Genomic DNA, 24,600 nt, shown 5'->3' on the forward strand with positions numbered 1-24,600 from the left:
GTATGAGCTTTTTCGACAAAGTTAAAGGTGCCATTAACTCAGGCCGTGACGAACTGACCCGCCAGGTTGGCCGTTTCAAAAACAAAAAATTCATGCAGGGCACCGTTGCTGTATGTGCCCGTATTGCCGTATCGAGTGACGGCGTAAGTTCGGAAGAAAAGCAGAAAATGATGGGCTTTCTGCGCTCTTCAGAAGAGCTGAAGGTCTTCGATACCAATGAGGTGATTGAGTTCTTCAATAAACTGGTTTCAAGCTTCGATTTCGATGTTGAAATCGGCAAGGGCGAAACCATGAAATACATCCTGGCGCTGAAAGATCAGCCTGAGGCCGCTCAGCTGGCCTTACGTGTTGGTATTGCCGTTGCGAAAAGTGACGGTAACTTCGATCAGGACGAGAAACTGGCCTCCCGCGAGATCGCTATCGCGTTGGGCTTCGACCCGGCTGAATTTGGCCTCTGATCCACATCCCTAAGGGTAAAATATGGTTTCCACACACATCGGCTTCCCGACTGAAACGGTCATTGTTTTTATTGCGCTTTCAGTCGGTGCCATCTTTATTGACCTGTTTATGCACCGTGATGACAAGCCTATTTCGCTGAAGAGTGCGGCGCTCTGGTCCGTATTCTGGGTTGTGGTTGCGATGGCATTTGCCGGTTTCCTCTATATCCACCACGGTGCTGAGGTTGCCAGTCTGTTTGTCACGGGTTATGCGCTGGAGAAAGTGCTGTCGGTCGATAACCTGTTCGTCATGATGGCCATCTTCTCCTGGTTCGCCGTTCCGGATCGTTATCGCCACCGTGTTCTCTACTGGGGGATCATTGGTGCCATTGTCTTCAGGGGCATCTTTGTCGCCATCGGTACGAGCCTGCTGAGTCTGGGGCCGTATGTTGAAGTTGTCTTCGCTATTATCGTTGCCTGGACAGCGGTCATGATGCTTAAAAGCGGTGATGACGATGATGAAATTGAGGATTACTCCCAGCATCTGGCTTACCGCATGGTTAAACGCTTCTTCCCTATCTGGCCGAAGCTCAGAGGGCATGCCTTCCTGCTTAACCAGAAGGAAGTGGATGCTGAACTGGCGAAACCAGAAAACAGCGATGTCACCATTGGCCGTGGTAAAAAAGCGGCGCTGTATGCGACCCCGCTGTTCCTGTGTGTGGCTGTGGTTGAACTCTCGGACGTAATGTTCGCGTTTGACTCGGTACCGGCAATCATTGCCGTCAGTCGTGAACCGCTTATCGTCTATAGTGCCATGATGTTTGCTATCCTGGGCCTGCGTACTCTGTACTTTGTCCTTGAGGCACTGAAACAGTACCTGGTTCATCTGGAGAAGGCCGTTATCGTGCTGCTGTTCTTCATCGCGGCAAAACTCGGCCTGAATGCGACCGATCACATCTGGCATCATGGTTACAGCATCGCGGCAACAACCAGCCTGTATGTTGTACTGGGTGTACTGGCGCTGGGCATTCTCGCAAGCGTCATGTTCCCGGGCAAACCTGAATCTGAGGAAAAGGGGAGTTAATCCCCTTAAGTGTTAACCTGAACAATTACTAATCGAAGAGGTTATTTTATGAGTGTTTCTCTTTCCAAAGGCGGGAACGTCTCCCTAAGTAAAGCAGCTCCGTCAATGAAAAACGTCCTGGTGGGCCTTGGCTGGGATGCGCGTTCAACAGACGGTCAGGACTTTGACCTGGATGCTTCAGCATTCCTGCTGGCCTCAAACGGCAAAGTGCGCGGCGATTCAGATTTCATCTTCTATAACAACCTGACGTCATCCGACGGTTCCGTAACGCACACCGGCGATAACCGCACCGGTGAGGGCGATGGTGATGATGAATCGCTGAAAATTAAACTGGACGCCGTCCCGTCTGAAGTTGACAAGATCATCTTCGTTGTGACCATCCACGATGCTCAGGCTCGTCGCCAGAGCTTTGGTCAGGTATCCGGTGCGTTTATTCGTCTGGTTAATGACGATAACCAGACTGAAGTTGCTCGCTACGATCTGACCGAAGATGCGTCCACTGAGACTGCCATGCTGTTCGGCGAGCTGTATCGCCACAATGGTGAGTGGAAATTCCGCGCAGTAGGTCAGGGTTATGCTGGTGGTCTGGCATCTGTATGTGCTCAGTACGGCATTAACGCGTCCTGATCAAAAAGTAACTTTTCTACCCGGGGCTGTTAATGCAGCCCTCATTCAACTGTTTGCAGGAGCTAAAAATGGCAGTTTCTCTCGTAAAAGGCGGCAATGTATCTCTGACCAAAGAAGCACCAACCATGAATGTTGCTATGGTTGGCCTAGGCTGGGATGCCCGTGTAACCGATGGTCAGGGTTTTGACCTGGACGCTTCCGTGTTCGCAGTAGGCGAAGACGGTAAAGTGTTGTCAGATGCGCATTTCATTTTCTTCAATAACAAAACCAGCCCTGATGGCGCGGTAGAGCACCAGGGCGACAACCGTACCGGTGAAGGCGACGGCGACGATGAGCAGGTCAAAATCGATCTGACCAAAGTCTCAGCAGATATCAAAAAACTGGTGTTTGCCGTTACCATCTATGATGCAGAAGCGCGTAAACAAAACTTCGGCATGGTGAGCAACAGCTTCATGCGCGTTTACAACAACGACAACGGCACGGAAATTGCCCGTTTCGATCTGTCTGAAGATGCCTCAACCGAAACCGCTATGGTCTTCGGTGAACTGTATCGTCATGGCGCTGAGTGGAAGTTTAAAGCTGTCGGTCAGGGCTTTGCCGGTGGCCTGGCGGCTCTTGCCTCCCAGCACGGCGTTAACATCTAAAATAACGCTGAATCATACCCCGGCAATGCCGGGGTTTTTTTTGGTTGCGATCCGCTATCAGGAGGGGGGGGGCAGAAAGGGTTCGGGAATCTCAGAAAGCAGAGAGATGTTAATTCTGACGTGAGCCTTTTAAAGGCAGGAAACGGATTTTTCTCTGGTTGCTGGTTAAAGCCTGTATTCCGTGCCTTATATCAACAGCATGCCCCTCTGATATATGTTACGTTTGCGACTTATGAAGGCACGGGTTCTGGAAGATAAAATACCCGACCAATGGAAATTCCAATTCAACAGGTATAGAAACTTCAACGTGATGAAATATGGTGTCACACCATATATACGCCTCACCAGAAATCCAGCGTCCTGAACTAAGCCAGGGGAACCTATATAAACGCTGCGCTTTAAAATAATCAAAAATCAGGAGAGTTAATGTGAATCTACAATCCGGACAAAACATACCACTTCAGCAATCTGCGATCAGGCTGAATCTTCAGTACCCTACCAAATCCGGCTTTAAAGGCGAACCCGATACCTGCCTGTTCCTGCTTAATGCTCAGGGAAAGGTCAGCGGCGATTCTGACTTTATCTTTTACAATAATCTGTCTTCTCCTGAAGGGGCAGTAAAGCTCGTTACCGGTTCTCAGCAGTCCAGCATTGAGATAGCACTGGATCGTGTTCCTGCGAACATCAGTAAAATTGCAATCACAGTTGTCATTGATGGTGAAGATACCATCAGTGGGCTCAGTTCGTTGAGCATGCAGGCTCAAGGAATCGCTGAGTTCCAGGCTGAGACTCAGGGCCGCAGTGAGAAAGCAATTATCCTGGGTGAAGTATATCGGCACAATGGCGCCTGGAAGCTTCGTGCGCTCGGGCAGGGTTTCAACGGTGGTCTTGAGCCTCTGGCCATTAGCTATGGCGTTGATGTCGCACAGCCAGCTCCGCAGCCAGCAAAGCCTGCTCGTATCAGTCTGGAAAAGAAACTGGAAACCAGATCTCCGCGCCTTGTAAGCCTCGCTAAAAAAGCCTCGGTCAGTCTTACTAAAAATAAACTGGACACCCTTGAGGCAGCGGTTGCATTTGTACTTGACGCATCCGGCTCAATGAGTGGCCAGTTCAGTAAGGGTAACGTTCAGTCTGTGCTGGACCGCATCGCCGTTCTTGCCGCCCAGTTCGACGACGACGGTGAAATGGATGTCTGGGGATTTGGAGAGAAGCATAAGAAGTATCCAAACGTCACACTGGACAACCTGGACACATATATTCAGTCCATTCGCGGGGCTGGAAAGCGTTCAGCCTGGGAGAACCTGCCGGGCCTCGGAGGGACAAACAACGAGCCTCCTGTGATGGAAGAAATAGTCGACTACTTTAAGGACTCGAAAATCCCGGTGTATGTTGTATTTATTACCGATGGCGGGATCAGCAAGACCCGGGCGATTAAAGATGCAATCCGGCGTTCTGCCAACTACCCCATCTTCTGGAAGTTTGTCGGCCTGGGTGGTTCAAGCTACGGTATCCTCAAAAATCTGGATGACTTTACTGACCGCCGGGTTGATAACACCCACTTCTTTGCCATGGATGATTTCGGTTCGATTAGCGATGAAAAGTTATATGATAATCTACTGGAAGAATTCAGACCGTGGATCGATGAAACAAAAAGGTTAGGCATCCTTTAATACGCACAGTTTGAGCTTGGTTGAATGAGCTCTACAGCAGCTTAATACTGTAGAGCCTTTGTTCATTGGAAATCGTACAGGGAGGCGCATATGGACCGCATCAAGTACCTGAAATGGATAGCTGAAGAATCACCAAGTACGGCTCAGCAGCTGGTGGCCTGGTTAAACAGAGCAAGGCACTATACGCCCGACATGAAAGAGCATCAGGCAGGTGTACAGATTCAAGAAAAGGGGATTGTTGTAGGGCTTAGACAAAGTACTAATCGTTATCATGGAGATTGTCTGACCATACATGTGGTACGGCTTCCGGAAGAAATACAAAACAAGGGATGGTTTAAGTCTTTTCTGAAGCTTTGCTGTGAATCGAATCCCTGGTGCGATGTTGTAATAGAAGACGTGAAAAACCCATATTTATTAAGCTTTTGTAAGAAACTAAACTTTACTGTATTAGATGAATTTTACCCGAATACTTACATAGTAAACACAGATGCCATTATGAGTTTACCTATCCCACCCTTAGGGAGATACGAAACCTATCTTTATTAAACCTGCGAACCTTTACCGGTTGCGTGGGGAGCGGATGGACTTCGGCTAAAGAAAAATCACATCGTCTATTTTGACCAGAAAAAGCTAATCTGCTTGATGTAATGCAGAAACGCATTACATTAATATCTTCTCCCAACAATCACCTGAACAATTCCCTGATTGCTTTTCACCTCATACCAGTGCTGGCTCATAGTTAGTCCTTAAGCAAATTTGTTATCGGAATAAAGAACGAAGCCAGCCTCATCGAGGCGCATAACCTTCTTCCCTTAACGCCTGTTGTAATTTTTCAATTGCGCTTTTCATTACCCAGGCTTCTTCGTCACTCACAGCACAGCCACGAAGATCGCTCCAGCTCAGACGTTTAACTAATTGAGCAAGGGCCATAGTTTCATTCTCATCAAGCTGCAAACTCAGTGTCTCAATACCTTCCACTATCTAACCTCCCTTATACTGAAAAATGGCGCTTTATTTCTGACCAGATGCCGAAGCCTTGAATGCGGCCGGAACTGCCGTTGTTTCTACTTTACAGAAATGGAATTAAAAAGTGGTGGTGCTGGGCACGTTTCTTTTCCAGTCGGGGTTTAAGCCAGAGCCGAAACTCATTCAACTTCTCAGCAGCCAAAACCGCTTCAACGGGGAAAACTTTATATTTACCCTGCTGCTGAGGTTCACCCAACCATCGCCTGATGGCTCCGTCAGTCCATAAACGAGTCTCTTTGAGCCTGGTTACAGTGACCCATTTCCTGGACCATTCATCAAATTGTCGCTGGCGATCCCGATAACGTTGTTCTTCCTGCTGACGAAGCCAGTCACGATCAACAGCGAATTTTCGGTATCCAACAAAGAGCCCTTGTACTTTGGCCATGACAACATTCCGGTTTGCTTAGAACTGTTCAGACAGACATGTCAGGGATAAAGCTGAAGAAAAAGGTACAACGAAGAATAACCAAGACATAGGCCTGCCGGGTAAGTGGTGCGGTGCACAGGACTGTCGGAAAGTACGCTCAGAGAGGGTCGTTTAAGCATGATGCACCACCGCCAGCCAGCCTTAATAATGGTAATGTACCACTGGGTTACCAGACAGACCAGTAACGCATCAAACATAAAACTGTTTTTTAAAAAACGTCAGGAACGTAGCCTGACCTTTTAACCAGTGGTGTAAAAAACATACAGATTGCTCTGAGGTATGAGGTTCAGCAACTAGCCTTGTCGACGCAGAAACATTAAGTAATCAATAGCAGCTATCGCAAACAATGGTGAAAACCACCACGTGCTTTTCAACAAGCCAAGCGGCAGAAAGAGTACAGTTGCCATCGAATAAACAAAAACACGAACCATACCATCTGTAATAAACATAGGCTATTTGCAATCTGAGGTTGGATTGTAGATTTTAGTTAGAAATGGATCAAAGTCCGTTTTGTGCAAAACTTGGTTGACAACCCTCTTTTGGAAGATGTGCCGTTTCGTGCAAAAGTTGGTTGGAGGCCAAGATGGCAGAGTTCGTAGGTTCGGCTGCTTCGCAAGCTGATTTCATTTGGAAGAACGCGGAAGACCTGTGGGGGGGGATTTCAAGCATACCGACTTCGGCAAGATCATTTTGCCGTTTACTCTGCTGCGTCGATTGGAGTGCGCACTGGAGTCTACACGGGAAGCATCGCTCGATAGCCAACCAGCCACGATTGAGTTCTTAGAAGCAGAGTTCAGTGTTGATTTCGATGCGCTGCTATCTTGACCGCCAATCAGACCCGCATGGTTCAGGTTTGTGTATGAGAGTCCCCAAATGGCTGTAGTTCTAACCAAAGCCTTGATTGAAGCCGGCCGCGCCGGAAATAGTGGGTACAGAAAAGGCAGTTGCTTGCGCTGGGCGTAAGTTACCCGCCGAAAAGCGGCTGGATCGAACGACTGATCGGCACTGAGGTATCTGACGAGCAGTACGAACGCTTTCTGGGGCACAGCACGAGCAAGCAGGCTGAACAGATCCTACGCGGAGAGCAGCCAGCCAAGGGGCTTCAGTATGCAAAGCGAGCGAAGAAGCTCGCTTCTGAAAGAAAAGCCACAATTGATCTGGATAACGAGCACCTGTCTGAAATCGAAAAGTATCGGTAGCCCTAGACTTTTAGCCGCTGAAGATCTCTTAGATACCATTGGTGAAACTTGCTGAAGTCAGCCTTCTGTTTCTCTACCGTGCTGTTATAGATCGCATCACTGGTAACCGCACAAGCAGTCCAGCCAGCCTCATAGACGAAGCGAGTAGCTATCGGTGACTTCTTCGGGGTGCTATCCCAGCGGTTTTTGAGCCACCGCGCAAGCCCTTCATCAAGAGGGACCACCAGATTTAGCTGCTGTTTTGTGCGAGTGATACCGACATAAAACAGCCGACGTTCCTCCTCGATTTCCTCTTCGGCCGGAGGGGTGTTCATCGATGTGCGAACGCTGTAAACATCATCGGGTTTGCCGCCAGGAAATTCCTGCTCATTCAGCCCGATCAGTATTACGTTATCCCACTCCAGCCCCTTGGAACCATGCAGTGTGGAAAGGATGAAGGGATCGCAGTCAGTAGCAGCCTCGCCTGGATTCAAGATAAGGTTTAAAAACGTGCGGGAATCGATCTTACTGGAGTCAAGTAGCTCCCCGATCCTCACGACCCCTCGTTGCTGGTCGTTCGATCCAGTGCGAGTTACACCCTCAGAGCCAACACTATCAATGAAACCCTCCATACTCAGGCGTCGTAACACATCGATAGCAGGCGTTTCCTCTCCGTCTTTCTGGCAGATAGTGGCGAGCCTGCCCAGCCGATCTTTTTGGTATTGTGCGCCCTCGAATAACTGACCTAGAGCAGACCATAGGTCGGCGTGCGGAGCCATCAATCCACTGAGCGCCGCTTTGAATTGCCCTTTCTGCCATCTAAAACCAGCCTCCTTCAGAAAGCCGTAAACAATCGCTTGTTTGTTGGGATGGTTTTCCAGTAGCCGCAGATCGCCGTACACAGACAGCAAGACGCCAACTACCAGTATCCCGATTTCGGTGCGGGTGTGTAATGCGCTTGAACCATTGAGGTAGCGATAAGGTAGCCCACACAGGCGTAAAGCAATTTCCGCCTCAGCAAGGTTCGCCTTAGTGCGGGACAATATGGCTTGTGTTCCACTGCTCACCGAGAGGTTTGATAGCACCTTGGATAGGCAGTTATCAAAGTGCAATCTGACCTCTGTTTTGGGGGTGCTAGGATGACTGACACAAAGCTTGGTCAGCTTTGTAGAGTTGCGCCGAATTACCGAGTTAGCCATCAAGGAAAGCTCATGGCCAAATCTGAACGTGCATGACAGTTGAAACACCTTCGTATTCGGGTAGTGCCTTTCAAACAGTCCGCCGATAAAGTCTGGTCGAGCACCACGCCACTCATAAATACACTGGTTAACATCACCAACAGCCATAACCGACGTATCCGACTTAGATAGCAAGCGGGTCATGTCATGCTGTATCAGGTTAACGTCCTGATATTCATCAACAATGATGTGCTTGAAGTGGGCACCAAGGCTGCTGTCATTACGCAACAGTGCGACAGCCTCAATCAAACAGTCATCAAAGGTTCGCAGACTGTTTTCCTCCAGCAGCTCACAATAGCGGCCATAGGCGTGAATAAACTCCCGTTTGATGTTGCTGAACGTTGGATCATTGGCAGCATCAACAGGAGTTACGGCCGCCGCCCGGCAGCGAGCAATAAACAGCTCGAAGTTTTCAATTTCATTGGGGTCAATATAATTCGCCTCATGGTCAAAGCCATAGCGGTAGGCTTGCTTTACCAGTTGCTCATAGCGGTAGTCGCTTGGAGTAATGAGGTCTTTCTTCTTGATTATCTGTTGGCGTTCTCCGTAACCAACAATCTTTAAGGCCAAGCTGTGGAACGTGCGGATTTCTGGAATCACGCTCGACATCAGTGCCGTCTTCAAGTTCTCCGTGAAGCTCACCTGCGCCGACTTGTTGTACATCAGGATCAGAATGGAGCGAGGATCAGTTCCCGTCTTGACCAGCCGCTCAACGCGCTTTACAAGTGTGGTTGTTTTCCCGCTACCAGGTACGGCTTTTACCAACGCATGTCCGGTGTCATGGCTGACAATACTTTTCTGCTCCCAAGTCAGTCTTTTGGTCATGCCTTAACCTTGTAATTGGCGCACTGACGGGCCTCGGTGTAGGGAACGATCTTTGCCTTACTGTGACATTGCAGATAGCCATCCTCCCATCGGCCTGCTTGCTCGCACATAATGCAGTTGGGAAATAGTGAATGAGGATCGGCGTGACGGATAAAAGCTCGTAAGTTATCAGCCAGCTCAGCGGCCCCTAACGATCTAGGCCATGTGTTCACGTCAGAATTGATTGTTAAATCCACTTCAGCGAGCGGCATCGTTTGTTCGTTGAGTCGGCCGGAACCACTTAAACTCCAGACAGACATATCCACGTTACCTACTGAGCAGACGCCGCTACAGGTGTCCACAGATTGAAACGGGGGAAGCCAGTTGAATACTCTCAGGATCTTCTCCTTGATCGAGTAGGCCCCGGTAAGCAACATCTGAATATCAGAGGCAGATTGGACCTTAAACTCAAGAATCGGGATACCGGCTTCGATCTTGTCTTGAGAGCAGGGGTGTGTGACACAAATCTCTACGTAGCAACGCCTTTCGCCAGTCGTATCATACAACATCACGTCTGGTCGCAGCCCTGTGACCTTATCGTGTTTTTCCAGCTCTGCCTGATCGAAAAATTGAGTCAAGTTGTAGCGTGCAGGCACGGATTTTACGCACTGACGTGCTTCGTCTCTAACCAAGGCTAAACGAGAACCATTACAGGCAACCCGGCGCTCCAGCTCAAGGCTAATAGGCATTTCACGGCTGAGAGCTTGTTGGTAGCGATAGAAGAATGCTTCTTTGCCGCACTTGTGAAGATAGGTTTCAAGGGCACAGCATTCTTCCGAATGGCGAAAGTGCTTAGCGTTGAACTCGCCCATTACCGGGGTCAGGGGGCTCTTACAACCTGGGCAGGTGTAAGTATGTGAGCGCAGGGCAGCGCCAATGTGCGTGAGGGTGCCCTCGCCGTCTAGCGCGTAAGCGTATTGTATTGAGCTGGATTGAGTTGTCATGACTGCGTATCCTCCCAAAAAAATCCAGCTAAGAACAGACCTTACGGCAGGCAAATGGTAAGTAGTGCTTCTTGAAGCAGTCGAGTGTACAGCGGCTCAGTGAAAAAGCTAATCGCCCGCTCAACAACCTAGTGATACTGGTGCAGATTCGACAATGAGTTAATGCCCGGAGAGCATCTGCAAGACTTCTAGCTGGAAGGCATTCCAACCAGCCCTCGCTTCTGAAAAGCCGTCAGGAAACGGTAAAATCCAACCAAGTGAGCAACTTCACTTGATCAAAGATCTAAGGCTAGAATGATGGAATTCCAACCTTAGTTTGCAAATAGCCTAAACATATAACTTCCTCTGAGGATTTAAAAGAATTCTCAGATGTCTTGAAAGCTACTTTTTAAACTTTCTCATTCTGAGAAGCATATTTAATTTTGCTGCGTCTGCTCGTGCTGCTGCTACAGAAAGGGCTTTATGCAGTGAAACTACCACGACAAACAAACAGAACATCGACCAGAATCCATCCATTTCGTTTACCTAATCGTTGAGGTTTTTATTCGGGATATCTGGCTAAATAGGACTACACAGATACCCAGTTAAACCCCCCGCTTACATAACACTCCGGTTCCTCACCAGACGTTTTATTCTATCGCGGTCTGTGGTTATCAGAAGCTGCATAAACCGGTTATTTAGTCCGTTACGCGAAAATTATTGAGGATCCGGGCTGTTAAACTGTTCTTCCTCTTTCGCTTCCGGAGAAAAGGGGAGGTGTCACCCTGCGGCCGGGTAGTGAAAGGGATTTGACGTAATTCAGGCGAAGGGCGAACAAGACCGCAAAGGACGCCCGGGCGACCGGATACCTGCCGGGTTGTGCGAAGTAAAAACCGGAAGCAGTGATAACACAAACAGGCCCCTACAGCGTAAGGATTGTGATGGACGATAAAGAGCAATTTACGAATCTTGTGGCAAAGCATGCCTCCGGACTCACCGAAGAGCAGCTGGCCGGTTACGATGCCTGTTCCCTGGATGGTGAATGCGTCACGCCTTCATACGAGGTTTTCCGGGGGTATCGTACCCGCCATACCCTGGATGAATTTCTGGAGATGGCCATATCGCTGAATGCCATCCACCCGGATGAATATTTAACGGATATGCTGCTTAAGCCTCATGAGGTGATCGGCGCTCTGGCCGATGAAGGCGACCAGCTGAACAACGCCACCCCGGTTTATTTCTTCCCGGATACCGGCGTCTATGCAGCGGCCGTCAGTGAAACCCGGGTGCTCGATGCCTGGCTTTGCTGGCCATGCTACCCGGCGAACTGGTAACGCGGCCGTTGGAATTGCACCGGCAGGATACGAATTTAACCGACCCCGTGGCGGGAAGGTTATCACAATTGCATGTCCTCATCCCTCAAGCCCCCTGCCAGGCCCTAACGTGCTGTCAGGCTTCGCCTGATTCCCGATCTGCGCCGGTACTTCAGCCGATAACTTTTTGTTTTCTTTTTATTTTCTCCCCATTTCCTCAAAGTTCGCGGGCGGCGTGGACAGGGCACCATTGCCGCATGTGGGGTCTTAATAAGGGCAGGGTGGTCAGGTTTGCTCGATGCCGGGGGTAGGCCCTACCCTTTATGGGATGAGGACATGCAATTCACTAAATTAATCGACAGCACCGGTGGTGACTTATCTGTAACGGGTCAGTTTTGATACGGGGAATGTTTCAGGGTTAAGATCTGGAATCATAAAAATATACGCTCCCGTTCAGGACATACGACTTGAAATGGATAATGCCATTAAAGGAATTCCAGCCTTTCGTCGATAACAGTTTCTGACCATCGCCATAACCATGTCATGGAGGAGACTAACCGTGTTTCAGAGGTGAGCTGGTGCCTGGCAAAACATACAAACTCAAATATCAGGAAGCGAGTTTAGTTGTTTATAACATGCAGCCGTGTAACTGATTAGGTACCGGCAAAAGGAGGAAATAATGTTTGAAAACTACGTTTGTAAAATCTATGTAAGCAATGATCCTCATTTTAGTAGCCATCTCGAAGCAACTGCGTTTGGTTTCGATAATGGTCAGCAGCAAAAGATTCTCACCGCAGCCCATGTTGTTACCAATGCTCTTGGAAAAATTTATCCCGTCAGCAATACACTTAAACTTTACGTCAAATTTCTTAACCATCAAGGACTGGTGAACGAAGAGCCTGTTCTAGTCGATTTCATTCTCAATGAGGCTAATGACAGGGCAGACTTTAAAGACGGCATTCCGTTTGTTGACAGTGCAGAAATCGTATTACCAGCTGGAATACAACAGCCTGTAAGTAGTTACTTTAAGGTCCTGGCTCCCGCAGCTGGCATGGGTACATTGGGTGTCGGATATCCAATGAATGAGACAACAATTTCGACATTCCCTGGTGAAGTTTCAGGCATTTGGCCTTTAAATTGCTCAAATCATTCTCCCCAACATCTCACAACTCGCTTTGTAATAGCACATTTCAACACCGATGGTTGCTCTGGTGGACCCTATGTCGTCTCCGAGAATGACGAGCATTTTGTCATTGGAAGTCTGGTTGGAATAATGTCTGGAACCTGCCCAGATTCAAATCCACACATGTCTGTTCAGTCCGCTACTGATTTTTAGCAAAGTCAGTTCCAAAATGACGCTGGCACGATAGTTATTTTGGGTCTGCCCGATATGGCGTCTGCCCTTACTAACAGCAACAGCATTGAAACTGACAAACATGAACTCGAAAGTGCCACAATAGTAAGTCATGATTTCTTCATCACTTTTATGGTGCTCTTTTTCACCTATCACACAGCAAGTTATGAATACGAGGCCTGTAATGGACGCTACCGAAACTGAAGAGCTCGAAAAAATTCGCAAGAAGGCAATGGATGAAGTTACAAGTGCTCTTCAGGCGCTTGAAAATAAGTTCCCGGGTATTACTGAGGGCGCAGCAGCTTTGGCGGGGTCAGGCGTAGGCGCAGCGGCTTCCTTCGGTGCTCTCTATACGCTTGGTACAACGGGAGTGTCAGCAGCAGGCATAACCTCCGGGCTCGCTACAGCAGGGTCTATCGTCGGTGGCGGTATGGTTGCAGGCATTGCGGTATTGGCCGCACCTGTAGCTGTGTTAGGGATTGGCGGGTACGCGATAGTGAAACACAAAAAAAATGCGAAACTGACAGCCGCCCTTAGTCAGGCCATCCAAAAGCTCTACGAAGTTCAGGAAAGGTTGATGTCGAATGCGGAATATTTTAAGGCAGAAATTGCTGGCATCAAGGCAACAATCGACATGCTTACTAAGAAAGCTCCAAAAGGTAGCCTGGTCGCGGTGAGGTAAACACATGAGTCAGTCTCCTTATGATGATGAGTTCAGGGCCATCCGTTATATTCAGCTCCGTGGTCAGGATATCGCGAACGCTCACGAGACAATTAACAGTGATATAGAGAGCCTTAAGGCACAGTTGACCGGGCTAATCAGCGGCACTGAACTTGATGAAGCGGAGCATCTGGCGCTTAAAGAACATCATCTGCGAGAAATGACCCCTTCAGATACTGCCATGCATTCTACTGGTCTCAAGACTATATATAGCGAGGCTAACCAGCGTGTATGCGGTGATATTGGACTGGCCACAATACTCTCCACGGATGACTTGGCTGTTGTAGATGCCCGGATCCAGAATCATATTAAAGAATTTAATGATCGCTACGCACTCGACGCCTGGGATTATGCTATTGCCTGCGGATGCGGGCTCATAGCATCCATGCTGGATTTACTTTGCGTCAGAGCCCCGCCAAAACCTACGGTGAGCTTTACGGCAGAAGTGGATGGTATTTTCAATAAACAGGTGCAGAAAGCCTTCAATGCCATTTTGCCGGAGGACCTGAGTACAAAACTCTCAGATTTGTTCCCTATAGGGGCACCAGACAGTTCGATCAGCAGCGATTTAGTGGGTGCGGCCGGTGGCGTTTTGTCTCCCACAAATCACCGCTTAAGAGCTTTGTCACACGATCCCGTACTGGGCATTATTTTCGGTATAAAGGATATGCTGAACGGGACCTGTACGGTGGTTCAGAATGGACAGATCGTGGTTTATCCTTCCAGTAAAGGCGTTACAGACGAAACCAATATTTTCAGGCTCATCGCCAGAATGTTTGGACACCTGGCATCGGATGTTAATGCCCCCTCAGCAAAAGGAAACCGTGGCATGGGGTTACCGGCTCCTTTTATGGGGCTACTTCGTATGCTTGAGGGGATCCCTGTGGGGAGTTCTAACTTCGGCAAACAAATAGAGTACATGTATGTCAACGGGTATGACTTTCGTCAGTTTATCGTGACAAGTATTCCGATGAGCATAATGGAAGTTTTGATGCGGGTTTTCTATGTGGCGAAACAGGTATCGCTGGGAAAAGGAGCTTTTGGGGAGACCTTACTGGATACCATGCCGTTGCGGCTAAATCCACGCTTCCGGATGATGCTTGCCCTGGGTTATGGAACTTCCAGTGCTGTTAACGCAGGTAAAATGTATATCACCGGCAATATTCTCAATGCGAATTACGCCTCCTGGATGGGGTTGGCCTGGAATGGTTTTCACTCACTCAAGTGGTCCCTTTATCAGCGACACTTAAAGCTTTGGGCCGGTATTGAAAAGGCAGAACTGGAACGGCTTCAGAACAATATAGACAGCATCGAGGCATTGACCATCATAGCAGGAAACTTGCCAGTCAAGTAACATTCACCGGAGCACCTCCGGAACCCCATAGCCCACCAGCTGCTAAAAATGTCTGCCTTTGCTTTTAATACTCTCTCTGCCTCCTCCCCGAGGCAGAGAGTAGCTCGTAGTTATTTATACAGCTCACAACAGGGCCATAAGATACTCCGCTTCTCGTTTACCGATGATCCTGATCTGTCAGCTCTCTTACCGGATGCTGTACGAGCGTAACGGCTTATTATTGATAGTTCTCTCATATCAAACCTCATAAAGATTTATGCTGCCACTTAGTAACAGCCTAAAGGTTGTACTCTCTATTTAACAGCTTTTAGGCTGTTAATTTGATATTACAGCTTTTAGGGTGTATGTTTAGAAAACAGCGTACAAGGTGTATCAGAGGAACTACTGAGGCCAGCTTATGATCAATAATGATTACCCGTTAAACACGCTCAACCAGTTGCGTCCCTTGCTCATTGGTTTTCGCAAGGCGAATGGCCTGACGCAAAAAGACCTGTCCGAAAGGTTAGGGGTCACTCAACAGACATACTCACGTCTGGAAGCCAACCCTGCCAGTGCGAGCATTGAACGGCTATTCAAGGTGTTTTCTATCCTGGGCGTAAAAATCAGCTTCTCCTCGACAACCGCCTCTTCAGAGGGGAAGCAGACGGAAGAAATGCTTAAATCAAACTCACCTGCACGACAGGAGAAATGGTAACGATATGAGCCGGAAACAGCAGCGTCTGGCAATCTGGATGAACGGAATCAAAGTCGGATACTGGGAAAAAAGTAAAGGGGTAGACAGCTTACAATACCTTCCTGACTGGAGTGCAGACGAACAGGGAAGGCCGCTGTCATTGTCCCTTCCTTTTACTCCCGGGAACCAGGTCTGGCGTGGAAATGTGGTACGTGACTATTTTGATAATTTACTCCCGGACAGCGAAGGCATACGCAGACGTCTGGCAATGCGTTACAAGGCCGATAGCCTGGAGCCTTTTGATCTTCTGACGGAGCTGGGAAAAGACTGCGTGGGCGCGATACAGCTGCTTCATGACGGAGATGAACCCACAGATTTATATTCCGTGAAGTATCACCCGCTTACTGAATCAGAAATTGCGGCAACTTTGCGTAATACCACGGAGACATTGCTACCGGGCAGGCCAGAAGATAACGACGACTTACGTTTATCTATTGCCGGTGCTCAGGAGAAAACAGCCCTACTGTGGCATGAAGATCGGTGGTGTATGCCGGAGGGTAATACACCAACGACGCATATATTCAAGCTACCGCTCGGACTTGTGGGGAACATGAAAGCCGACATGCGCTCGTCGGTTGAAAATGAATGGCTCTGCTCGGTACTTCTCGAACAGTACGGGCTCCCCGTGGCAAGAACGCAGATTGCTCACTTTGAAGATCAGAAAGCGCTGGTGGTAGAACGTTTTGACCGAAAATGGTCAGGAAACGGACAATGGATCATTCGTTTACCCCAGGAGGATATGTGTCAGGCCCTGGGCATTTCGCCATTACGAAAATATCAGGCGGACGGCGGGCCAGGTATATCGGAAATTATGGAAGTTCTGAGTAATTCAGACCGTGCTGAGCGTGACAAAGCGCAGTTTTTTATGACGCAGATAGTTTTCTGGATGATGGCCGCAACAGATGGCCACGCTAAAAATTTCAGTATTTCTATTGGGCCACAGGGACGTTATCACCTTACACCACTCTATGATGTGTTGTCGGCATGGCCGGTGATCGGTCATGGGAACAATCAGATATCCTGGCAGAAGTGCAAACTGGCGATGGCCGTACGTGGCAGTAGCAACTATTACCAGATATATCGAATACAACGACGCCACTGGATCAGGCATGGTGAGATAACCGGCCTGAGTAAACAGCAGACAGAGGCGATGATAGAGGAAATCATCGCCAGAACCCCGGGTGTCATTGAACGTGTTAGCGGGCTTCTTCCGGACCAGTTCCCCCAGCAGCTTGCGGAAAGTATTTTTGATGGAATGAGGCAGCAATGCAGGCGCCTGGCTGAGAAATGACAGCCGCAATTTATAGTGTGCATGTTTTCAGAATAGCTGATGTAAGCGTGAGGATTCAGTATGACTGAAGAACAAAAAAGAATAGAGCGGGCTATTGAGTTGGCTTGTCGTTACGGCGGAACCGATGAAATGCATCATCTGCAATGGGTCGTGGATCAGATGGTAAGAGAACTTGCTGGAGAACGTTATGCACAGATTGTAGCAGATGCCACCAGCGGAGAAGATGGGCCTGATACTTACAAATGGAGTGTTGGGATCGCGCCTTAGCATCTGTCAGTCTGGGGATGAAAACGTACTTAACATCCAGCGAATTCCCAGACTTCACATTAAGACTAGAGTAACGGCCGCAATCACGTGAGAGAAAAAAATGGCAATTTTAGCAATCATTGCAGTTATCGCCCTGGGTGGGTACGCCTGCGGGTTTATTAAAGCCCGTGAGCTGAGCGCTTTGCGTAAAGAAATGAAACTATACGTGGATCGCATGGAAGCGGCGGAGCTGGACTTACACGCAATCAGAAGTGTAGCGGAGCACCGGTTGCACGGTGCAGGTAAACAGTTTGCCGACCTTTACAGCCGTATCGACGGTGCAACTGTGACGCTGACACCCGAAGATCAGCTGTTACTGGCAACGATGCCATTTAATATTCAGGATGTAGAAGACATCGTAAACGAGCGCGGTCCAAAGACAATTAGCGGCCGTCCATTCTGGGAAGTTGAGCCAGGCCCGCATGACTATGAATATGGCCCGCAATATCCGTATTTCCCAGACCAGCGCTAGGAAGAGATCAAGATGAGAGAGCCAAGACCCCGCCATACCTTGCAGGTCATTCGAGTGCCTTCTCTGGAGGTTCAGGATCTGGGGCTGACCAGCTTTGATAGCTGGCTTGACGAGAACGGTTATGACAAAACGAATGCCAGAAATAACCGTACCATCTGGGCGAGAGAAGGCGGATGGCATCTGAAACGTTGCAGAAATCTGGAAACTGGCACGGACGATTTCTGGTTTATCGCTTTCGATGGTAAAGGCGGAAAGATATACCCGCTGAAAACCCAAAGAGACTACCGGGCTGCATATCGTAAGCTGGAAGCAGAAGGTTATGCACCTGCGGTCATCGAGCAAATGACCACAGGCGCAGCATATAACCTGGCCTATCCACGTTCCACCCTAAAACAAGCTGAGACGGCCACCAGCGAACCAAAGCGGAAACCTGACGTAGATGGGGTCGTCTCAGAAAACGGAATCTATGGTCACTCCCGTTTTTGCAACACCGATTTTGACGACAAGTTGGCTTGCTTGAATCTATCCGGCGTCTGAATGGGATTTTATTCCCGCGCCGTGATGAGTTCCGCGCCTGATGAACCTCCAGACAATATACGGCTTCAATGAGCCTTTCCGTTTTACAGGTTCCTCAACAGGCCGGTGGGCCGTTAGTATCATCAATATCAGTATTCGCAAAACCAGATCAGTAATTCTTTAAACCGGTGTATTTCTGCCGTTATGCTACATAAGTTTGCTGTCGTGCCGTTAGGGCCCAGGCTATTCTGGCCAGCTTGTTTGCCAGAGCACAAGTGACGACAAAGTTGCTTTTCCGGCACAGTAAATCCCTGACCCAATCGGCCAATTTGCCAGACTGGTGTTCCAGTTTTTGTATGAATACCCTGGCACATTGAACCAACAAAGTTCGGATCTTTTTATTACCTCGCTTACTAATTCCCAGCAATGTCGTCCTACCTCCCGTGCTGTACTGCCGAGGTACAAGCCCTGTTGCCGCCGCAAAGTCACGGCTGCTGGCGTACTGCTTCCCGTCGCCAATCTCAGTTGAAATAGTACTCGCTGTCAGTGTTCCGACGCAGGGAATGCTCAGCAAGCGCTGTCCAACCTCATCTTCGTCCAACTTTCGTTTCAACTGGGATTCCAAATCTTTAATCTGCTCAACAAGATAGTGATAATGCTGTTGTAATTTCAGCAATAACTGGCTGAGGTAAAGAGGCAAACTATTATCCTCAAGAATGGTACTCAGTCGGCTAATAACGGCAGCTCCTCGGGGAACGCTAATGCCAAATTCCAGCAGAAAAGCATGCATTTGATTGGTTGTTTTTACCTTATCCTGGGCTTTGTTGAATAAATAAGATTTCGTGCGAACGACCCTGTAGCTGGCTGGATTTTCAGGCAATACGCACGCTTTCTGGCATCCCGGCCTTTGTCATCCTGTTCAACGCACGCACCATGGCCATAGCTTCCGATACCTGACCATCGTAGTCACGCAGCGTCAGTGAATCTCCCAACAACTGCTTCATTCTGTACATTGCCGTTTCCGCTATCGAGCGACGGTTATATTCCGTTGTCCATTTCCACCGTGCATTGCTTCCGCTCAGCCGCTGATTAGCAACGGCACGGTTGCGGTCTGCGTACTCACCGGGCCAGTAACCTGCTCCTTTTCGGGGAGGAATAAGCGCGCTGATTTTTTTGCGGCGCAGTTCATCGTGACAGAGCCGGGTATCGTAAGCCCCGTCTGCCGCGGCTGCCCTGATTTTTCTGTGAGTCTGCCGGATAAGGCCCGGGAAGGCTTCTGAGTCCGTGACGTTATTCAGCGACAGGTCTGCACAGACAACTTCATGTGTGTTGCTGTCAACAGCAAGATGCAACTTTCGCCAGATACGACGGCGCTCTTTGCCGTGCTTTCTGACTTTCCATTCGCCTTCACCAAAGACCTTCAGCCCGGTGGAATCAATCACCAGGTGTGCGATTTCACCCCGGGTGGACGTTTTGAAACTGACATTAACCGACTTTGCCCGCTTACTGACACTGGTGTAATCCGGGCAGCGCAACGGAACGTTCATCAGGGCAAAAATGGAATCAATAAAACCCTGCGCAGCCCGCAGGGTCAGCCGGAATACGCGTTTAATCACCAGAACGGTGGTGATGGCGAGATCAGAATAGCGCTGGGGCCTTCCTCGTGATGAAGGCGTTGCCGACTCATACCAGGCCTGAATGGCCTCATCATCCAGCCAGAAAGTGAGGGAGCCACGGTTGATGAGAGCTTTGTTGTAGGTGGACCAGTTGGTGATTCTGAACTTTTGCTTTGCCACGGAATGGTCTGTGTTGTCGGGAGGATGCGTGATCTGATCCTTCAACTCAGCAAAAGTTCGATTTATTCAACAAAGCCCTTATCCTGAACCAGGGATTCACGGACACGATGCAGAGCCCGCATTGCCTGCTGAGATTCCGTTCTGGGCTGCACAAAACGCATAGACGGACGCGATGCAGCTTCACAAATAGCTTCGGCGTCGACAAAGTCGTTTTTATTGCTTTTAACGAACGGGCGGACAAATTGTGGTGATATCAGCTTTGGGGAATGCCCCAACTCTTCCAACTTGCGTGCCATAAAGTGAGAACCGCCACAGGCTTCCATTGCGATGGTTGTAGCGGGGCATGTCGCCAAAAATTCGATCAACTTTGGCCGGGTAAATTTTTTACGGTAAACAGCCTTCCCGCGACGATCCTGGCAATGAATATGGAAAGAGTTTTTACCCAGATCGATACCAATGAGCGCAATGTTTTCCATGATAGTTCTCCGAATGAAAGCCTGTCCTCAGCATAGTACCGGGAAGGAGGGAGTGACCATCTCATTAAATAAAGCACGCTAAGCCCTTACTTACCCAGATGTTTGACTGTTCGTGGCACTTTCACCATGGCAATTGCCCAACCCTTGCAAAATGCCGCACGCCTCTACAGATCGAGAGCCAGAACACTTCTCGCGCAAATCAACCAAGTGCCGTTTTAACTGCAACAGCGCGGACACACGCATTTCCACCTGTTGAATATGGGCCTCCAGCAGCGTGATGACCTCCCCACAGTCCTGCATCGGGTTGTCTCGCAGACCCAGCAATGCGCGAATCTCGCTCAACGTCATGTCGAGCGAACGGCAATGACGGATGAATTGCAAGCGCTCAATGTGCGCCTCACCGTACAACCGAAAGTTGCCACCGCTTCGCGCTGGCTTTGGCAGTAGCCCTTCCTTCTCGTAGTAGCGGATGGTCACGACCTCGCACCCAGAGCGCTTGGCGAGGTCGCCAATTCTGATTTCCATGCATCAATCTCCAATTATCACTTGACTCTATAGTGACTATAGAGATTTTAATGGAGGCTGAATAGAAGATTTTCAGGAGTTACTCATGAGCGAATGCGCTTCAAAGGGGTGTGGCTGCACGACTGAGCCGATCATCCAACCCACGGCACCGGCCCCGCTGGCAACCGGATCGGCTCAAGCGGTGTACCGCATCGAGAACATGGATTGCCCGACCGAAGAGGCGCTGATCCGAAGCAAACTGGCCGGTCTGGCGGGGGTGGCGGGTCTTGAATTCAACCTGATGCAACGTACCTTGACCGTGCGACACGAATTGCCTTCGTTGTCTCCCGTCGAGCAGGCGCTGAAGGCCATCGGCATGCAAGCTGTGCGCATGGATCAGGCGTCGGCCGAGCAGACGACCAAGCTGTCCATTGCCAAGATGGATTGCCCGACCGAAGAGACGTTGATCCGCAACAAGCTCGGCACCGTGGCCGGTGTTGCTGATCTCGATTTCAACCTGATGCAGCGCACGCTGTCGGTACGCCATGCGAACCAGGTTCTGCCAGACGTGCTCGTGGCACTGCAAGCGCTTGGATTCGAGGCGCAGGTCGTGGACACGGCAGAGGTCGCATCTCCATCCGCCGCCCCTGTGACCACGCCGACCAACTGGTGGCCGCTGGGCATCTCCTTGGTCACTGCATCGGCGGCCGAGGCGGTCTACTGGCTCCACAACGGCAATCACTGGTCGGTTGTCGTTCTGGCGCTTGTCGCGGTCTTCACGGGTGGCCTCTCCACCTACAAGAAGGGGTGGATCGCGCTCAAGAACCGTAATCTCAACATGAACGCCCTCATGTCGATTGCGGTCACGGGTGCCATGTTGATCGGCCACTGGCCCGAAGCGGCAATGGTGATGGTACTGTTCGCGCTGGCCGAGGTAATCGAAGCCAAATCGCTGGATCGCGCTCGTAACGCTATCCGTGGCCTGCTCGACCTGACCCCGGAACAGGCCACGGTACAGCAGGCTGACGGCACATGGCGCGAGGTGGGCGCCAAGCAAATCACCATCGGCGCCCGCGTCCGGGTCAAACCAGGTGAGCGCATCGCCCTTGATGGTGAGGTGCTGGAAGGCCGCTCTGCCGTCAACCAAGCCCCGATCACGGGTGAAAGCCTCCCGGTCGAAAAATCCCCCGGTGATTCGGTGTTCGCTGGCACGATCAACGAATCCGGCTCGTTCGAGTACCGCGTCACCGCCTTGGCCAACAACTCCACTTTGGCCCGGATCATTCACGCGGTAGAGGCTGCGCAAGGTAGTCGTGCGCCGACTCAGCGTTTTGTCGATCAGTTCGCCCGCTGGTACACCCCCGTTGTATTCGGCGTTGCCATCGCCGTCGCGTTGTTGCCGCCGCTGTTCATGGGTGCGGCATGGCTCGACTGGATCTACCGTGCATTGGTTCTGCTGGTGGTCGCCTGCCCGTGCGCACTGGTGATCTCTACACCGGTCAGCATCGTCAGCGGCCTGGCCGCCGCCGCCCGCCACGGCATTCTCATCAAAGGTGGCGTCTATCTGGAAGAAGGCCGCAAGCTGCGCTGGCTGGCTCTGGACAAGACCGGCACGATCACGCACGGCAAGCCCGCACAGACCGACTTTGTCACATGGGGCAATGCACTCGCCTCGGACAGCCGCAGCATCGCTGCCAGTCTGGCGGCCCGCTCGGACCATCCTGTATCCAAGGCGGTGGCACAGGCCGCGCAGACGGACGGGGTTGCCTTGCTCGACGTGGCCGAATTCAACGCGCTGCCCGGTCGGGGTGTGCAAGGCCAAATCAACGGTGCGACCTACCATCTGGGCAACCACCGGATGCTCGAAGAGCTGGGGCAGTGCACACCAGAGCTGGAGCAGCGCATCGCTGCGCTGGAAACCGCTGGCAAGACCGTCGTGATGCTGGTGGGCGCAAAAGGGGTACATGGCTTATTCGCCGTTGCGGACACCATCAAGGACAGCAGCAAGAGAGCCATCGCCGAGCTGCATGCTCTGGGCATCAACACCGTGATGTTGACCGGCGATAACCCCCACACGGCACAGGCCATCGCCGCACAAGCCGGCATTGACCGCGCGCAAGGCAACCAACTGCCCGACGACAAACTGCGCGAAGTGGAGCAATTGTCCAGAAACGGCAAGGTTGGCATGGTCGGTGATGGCATCAACGACGCACCGGCCTTGGCGCGTGCGGACATTGGCTTTGCAATGGGAGCGGCGGGCACAGATACCGCTATTGAAACCGCCGACGTGGCCCTGATGGACGATGACCTGCGCAAGATTCCGACCTTCGTGCGCCTGTCGCGTGCGACAGCACAGGTGCTGATGCAAAACATTGTGCTGGCCCTTGGCATCAAGGCGGTATTTTTGGTGCTCACCTTCACGGGTCACGCGACCATGTGGATGGCTGTGTTCGCCGATATGGGTGCCAGCTTGCTTGTTGTCGGCAACGGCTTGAGGTTGTTGCGCCGATGAGCTGGAAACTCTTTCTCTATGACTGGGGTGGCCTGAACATCGCGTTGTTTCAAGCCATCAACACAGGCACGCCCGCCACGCTGAAACCACTGGCATGGTTCTTTGGCCTCGTGGGAAGTTACTGGACAGCGCCGCTGATGCTGTTGGGTCTGTGGTGGTGGTCGAAATCGGCTACAAACCCGGCGCGTGGTACGGCCGTTCGGCATCGCCTTATTGGTTTTAGCGCGGCCTTCTTGCTGGCGTTATTGGTCGCCACCGCCTTGAAGCTATGGTTCGACTTTCCACGCCCGCCTGCCGTCCTTGGCGACCTGGCGCGCGTCATCGGGGACAAAGAGCTTCACTACAGCCTGCCCAGCGGGCATGCCACCTATGCCGCGATGGTGGTCGGTGCGCTCTGGCCTTTGATGGGCCGCCGTGGTCGTCTCAGTTTAATGCTGTACGCCACATTGGTCGGCTGGTCGCGCATCGCGGCCGGAATGCACTTTCCGGCCGATGTGTTGGCGGGGTGGACGCTGGGATGGAGCTGCACGGCACTCGCCGGGTGGTTGCTGCCGTTGGCCGCCCCTGTGTGGCAATCGGCCCGCCGCACATCGGCTTGGGTCTGGTTCACCGTGGCCGCCAGTGCTGTCATGACCGATCAGCTCACGAAGTTCGCCATCATCCGCACGTTTGCCTACGGTGAGCAAGTCGAAATCACCCCGTTTTTCAACCTCGTTCATGTCCTGAATCCGGGTGCGGCATTCAGCTTTTTGGCGAACGCTGGTGGCTGGCAACGTTACTTTTTCATCACGCTGGGTCTGGCTGTTTCTGCTTGGCTGGGGCGCATGCTGTGCCAGCAACGGCCACGTCTCGAAGCGATGGGCTACAGCCTGATCCTCGGCGGTGCGCTGGGCAATGTCGCGGATCGTGTGCTGCGTGGACAGGTTGTTGATTTCCTTGACTTCCATTGGCGACTTGCGCACTGGCCCGCCTTCAACCTCGCTGATGTGGCGATAACTATCGGAGCGCTCTGCCTGTTCTTGACGGTTGTACCGAAAAGCAGTAAAGGCACAGAGGCCGAGGTGTCCGGTTAAGCTATGCCTCAATCTGACGGCTGCGAACCGCCAGGGACAGGCGCAATGTCAGATTCTGTCG

The 24,600-nt window shown here is 50.9% G+C and carries 24 protein-coding genes and 3 pseudogenes; 19 read left to right on the forward strand and 8 right to left on the reverse strand.

From position 1 onward, the window contains the following. The first annotated feature begins 2 nt into the window (after positions 1-2). From ACOT0L_RS17460 to ACOT0L_RS17485, 6 genes are all read left to right on the forward strand, one after another. A complete protein-coding gene (locus tag ACOT0L_RS17460; protein WP_000007449.1) occupies positions 3-458 on the forward strand; it encodes a tellurite resistance TerB family protein in 456 nt (151 codons plus the stop codon). Between the two features lie 22 nt (positions 459-480). Next, the gene (gene terC / locus ACOT0L_RS17465) at positions 481-1,521 is read left to right on the forward strand and encodes a tellurium resistance membrane protein TerC (RefSeq protein ID WP_000255079.1); all 1,041 of its coding nucleotides are present in this window, start codon (positions 481-483) and stop codon (positions 1,519-1,521) included. Between the two features lie 48 nt (positions 1,522-1,569). Then, on the forward strand, positions 1,570-2,148 hold the full coding sequence (gene terD / locus ACOT0L_RS17470; protein ID WP_000116680.1) for a tellurium resistance membrane protein TerD: 579 nt from the start codon (positions 1,570-1,572) through the stop codon (positions 2,146-2,148). A 68-nt stretch (positions 2,149-2,216) separates the two neighbouring features. After that, a complete protein-coding gene (locus ACOT0L_RS17475; RefSeq protein ID WP_000301247.1) occupies positions 2,217-2,792 on the forward strand; it encodes a TerD family protein in 576 nt (191 codons plus the stop codon). Between the two features lie 428 nt (positions 2,793-3,220). After that, positions 3,221-4,462, forward strand: coding sequence for a vWA domain-containing protein (locus ACOT0L_RS17480; RefSeq protein ID WP_001053340.1), 1,242 nt, complete (start codon positions 3,221-3,223; stop codon positions 4,460-4,462). A 90-nt stretch (positions 4,463-4,552) separates the two neighbouring features. Next, positions 4,553-5,008 (forward strand): hypothetical protein, encoded by a 456-nt coding sequence (locus ACOT0L_RS17485; RefSeq protein ID WP_000374058.1) that lies wholly within the window; start codon positions 4,553-4,555, stop codon positions 5,006-5,008. 240 nt (positions 5,009-5,248) lie between these two features. Here the strand turns inward: ACOT0L_RS17485 and ACOT0L_RS17490 are convergent, their stop codons facing one another. Beyond that, the gene (locus tag ACOT0L_RS17490; protein WP_000398479.1) at positions 5,249-5,440 is read right to left on the reverse strand and encodes a DUF7706 family protein; all 192 of its coding nucleotides are present in this window, start codon (positions 5,438-5,440) and stop codon (positions 5,249-5,251) included. 91 nt (positions 5,441-5,531) lie between these two features. Further along, positions 5,532-5,873, reverse strand: coding sequence for a hypothetical protein (locus tag ACOT0L_RS17495; RefSeq protein WP_001151572.1), 342 nt, complete (start codon positions 5,871-5,873; stop codon positions 5,532-5,534). Positions 5,874-6,498: 625 nt separating this feature from the next. On the opposite strand from ACOT0L_RS17495, the pseudogene ACOT0L_RS17500 reads away from it, so the two are divergent. Together ACOT0L_RS17500 and ACOT0L_RS17505 are read left to right on the forward strand one after the other, a co-directional pair. Then, a pseudogene (locus ACOT0L_RS17500) lies at positions 6,499-6,719 on the forward strand (type I restriction-modification system subunit M N-terminal domain-containing protein); the annotation flags it as partial. Between the two features lie 140 nt (positions 6,720-6,859). Further along, entirely contained in the window at positions 6,860-7,114 is a 255-nt protein-coding gene (locus ACOT0L_RS17505) for a hypothetical protein (protein WP_000880375.1), read from the forward strand. Positions 7,115-7,116: 2 nt separating this feature from the next. Here ACOT0L_RS17505 and ACOT0L_RS17510 read toward each other — a convergent pair whose 3' ends face one another. Together ACOT0L_RS17510 and ACOT0L_RS17515 are read right to left on the reverse strand one after the other, a co-directional pair. Then, positions 7,117-9,156 carry an ATP-dependent helicase gene (locus ACOT0L_RS17510; protein WP_000166877.1) on the reverse strand — a complete coding sequence of 680 codons (2,040 nt, stop codon included), beginning with the start codon at positions 9,154-9,156 and terminating at the stop codon, positions 7,117-7,119. After that, a complete protein-coding gene (locus tag ACOT0L_RS17515) occupies positions 9,153-10,139 on the reverse strand; it encodes a hypothetical protein (RefSeq protein ID WP_000211823.1) in 987 nt (328 codons plus the stop codon). The genes ACOT0L_RS17510 and ACOT0L_RS17515 overlap by 4 nt, the downstream gene beginning before the upstream one ends. Before the next feature lie 920 nt (positions 10,140-11,059). Here ACOT0L_RS17515 and ACOT0L_RS17520 point away from each other — a divergent pair. From ACOT0L_RS17520 to ACOT0L_RS17560, 9 genes are all read left to right on the forward strand, one after another. After that, on the forward strand, positions 11,060-11,452 hold the full coding sequence (locus ACOT0L_RS17520) for a hypothetical protein (RefSeq protein WP_000341066.1): 393 nt from the start codon (positions 11,060-11,062) through the stop codon (positions 11,450-11,452). Positions 11,453-12,110: 658 nt separating this feature from the next. Further along, the gene (locus tag ACOT0L_RS17525) at positions 12,111-12,767 is read left to right on the forward strand and encodes a trypsin-like serine protease (RefSeq protein WP_000462754.1); all 657 of its coding nucleotides are present in this window, start codon (positions 12,111-12,113) and stop codon (positions 12,765-12,767) included. Between the two features lie 202 nt (positions 12,768-12,969). Further along, positions 12,970-13,467 carry a membrane protein gene (locus ACOT0L_RS17530; protein WP_000340139.1) on the forward strand — a complete coding sequence of 166 codons (498 nt, stop codon included), beginning with the start codon at positions 12,970-12,972 and terminating at the stop codon, positions 13,465-13,467. Between the two features lie 4 nt (positions 13,468-13,471). Then, positions 13,472-14,860, forward strand: a complete 1,389-nt coding sequence (locus ACOT0L_RS17535) for a hypothetical protein (RefSeq protein WP_012695445.1) — start codon at positions 13,472-13,474, stop codon at positions 14,858-14,860. A 400-nt stretch (positions 14,861-15,260) separates the two neighbouring features. After that, entirely contained in the window at positions 15,261-15,554 is a 294-nt protein-coding gene (locus tag ACOT0L_RS17540; RefSeq protein WP_012477377.1) for a helix-turn-helix transcriptional regulator, read from the forward strand. Positions 15,555-15,558: 4 nt separating this feature from the next. Beyond that, positions 15,559-16,884 (forward strand): type II toxin-antitoxin system HipA family toxin, encoded by a 1,326-nt coding sequence (locus tag ACOT0L_RS17545; protein WP_000088044.1) that lies wholly within the window; start codon positions 15,559-15,561, stop codon positions 16,882-16,884. A gap of 60 nt (positions 16,885-16,944) precedes the next feature. Next, positions 16,945-17,151, forward strand: coding sequence for a hypothetical protein (locus ACOT0L_RS17550; RefSeq protein WP_000134171.1), 207 nt, complete (start codon positions 16,945-16,947; stop codon positions 17,149-17,151). A gap of 100 nt (positions 17,152-17,251) precedes the next feature. Further along, entirely contained in the window at positions 17,252-17,662 is a 411-nt protein-coding gene (locus ACOT0L_RS17555; protein WP_000985909.1) for a hypothetical protein, read from the forward strand. Between the two features lie 12 nt (positions 17,663-17,674). Further along, entirely contained in the window at positions 17,675-18,199 is a 525-nt protein-coding gene (locus ACOT0L_RS17560) for a hypothetical protein (RefSeq protein ID WP_001805097.1), read from the forward strand. Positions 18,200-18,380: 181 nt separating this feature from the next. On the opposite strand, the pseudogene ACOT0L_RS17565 reads toward ACOT0L_RS17560, so the two are convergent. The 4 genes and pseudogenes from ACOT0L_RS17565 to cadR form a co-directional block, all read right to left on the reverse strand. Then, positions 18,381-18,995 (reverse strand): annotated as a pseudogene (locus ACOT0L_RS17565) (IS110-like element IS4321 family transposase); the annotation flags it as partial. 55 nt (positions 18,996-19,050) lie between these two features. After that, positions 19,051-20,019 (reverse strand): IS5 family transposase, encoded by a 969-nt coding sequence (locus tag ACOT0L_RS17570; RefSeq protein ID WP_072202995.1) that lies wholly within the window; start codon positions 20,017-20,019, stop codon positions 19,051-19,053. Between the two features lie 32 nt (positions 20,020-20,051). Continuing rightward, positions 20,052-20,450 (reverse strand): annotated as a pseudogene (locus ACOT0L_RS17575) (IS110 family transposase); the annotation flags it as partial. A gap of 90 nt (positions 20,451-20,540) precedes the next feature. Then, a complete protein-coding gene (gene cadR / locus ACOT0L_RS17580) occupies positions 20,541-20,975 on the reverse strand; it encodes a Cd(II)/Pb(II)-responsive transcriptional regulator (protein WP_000405672.1) in 435 nt (144 codons plus the stop codon). An 85-nt stretch (positions 20,976-21,060) separates the two neighbouring features. Between cadR and ACOT0L_RS17585 the strand changes: the two genes are divergently transcribed. Both ACOT0L_RS17585 and lspA read left to right on the forward strand, forming a co-directional pair. Further along, complete coding sequence (locus ACOT0L_RS17585; protein WP_001287661.1) at positions 21,061-23,466, forward strand: heavy metal translocating P-type ATPase; 2,406 nt, start codon at positions 21,061-21,063, stop codon at positions 23,464-23,466. Beyond that, positions 23,463-24,539, forward strand: coding sequence for a signal peptidase II (gene lspA / locus ACOT0L_RS17590; protein ID WP_000118563.1), 1,077 nt, complete (start codon positions 23,463-23,465; stop codon positions 24,537-24,539). Before ACOT0L_RS17585 ends, lspA begins: the two co-directional genes overlap by 4 nt. The last annotated feature ends 61 nt before the right edge of the window (positions 24,540-24,600 follow it).

Source organism: Enterobacter cloacae complex sp. XAL002 (assembly GCF_049236805.1).
GTDB classification, from domain to species: Bacteria; Pseudomonadota; Gammaproteobacteria; order Enterobacterales; family Enterobacteriaceae; genus Enterobacter; species Enterobacter intestinihominis.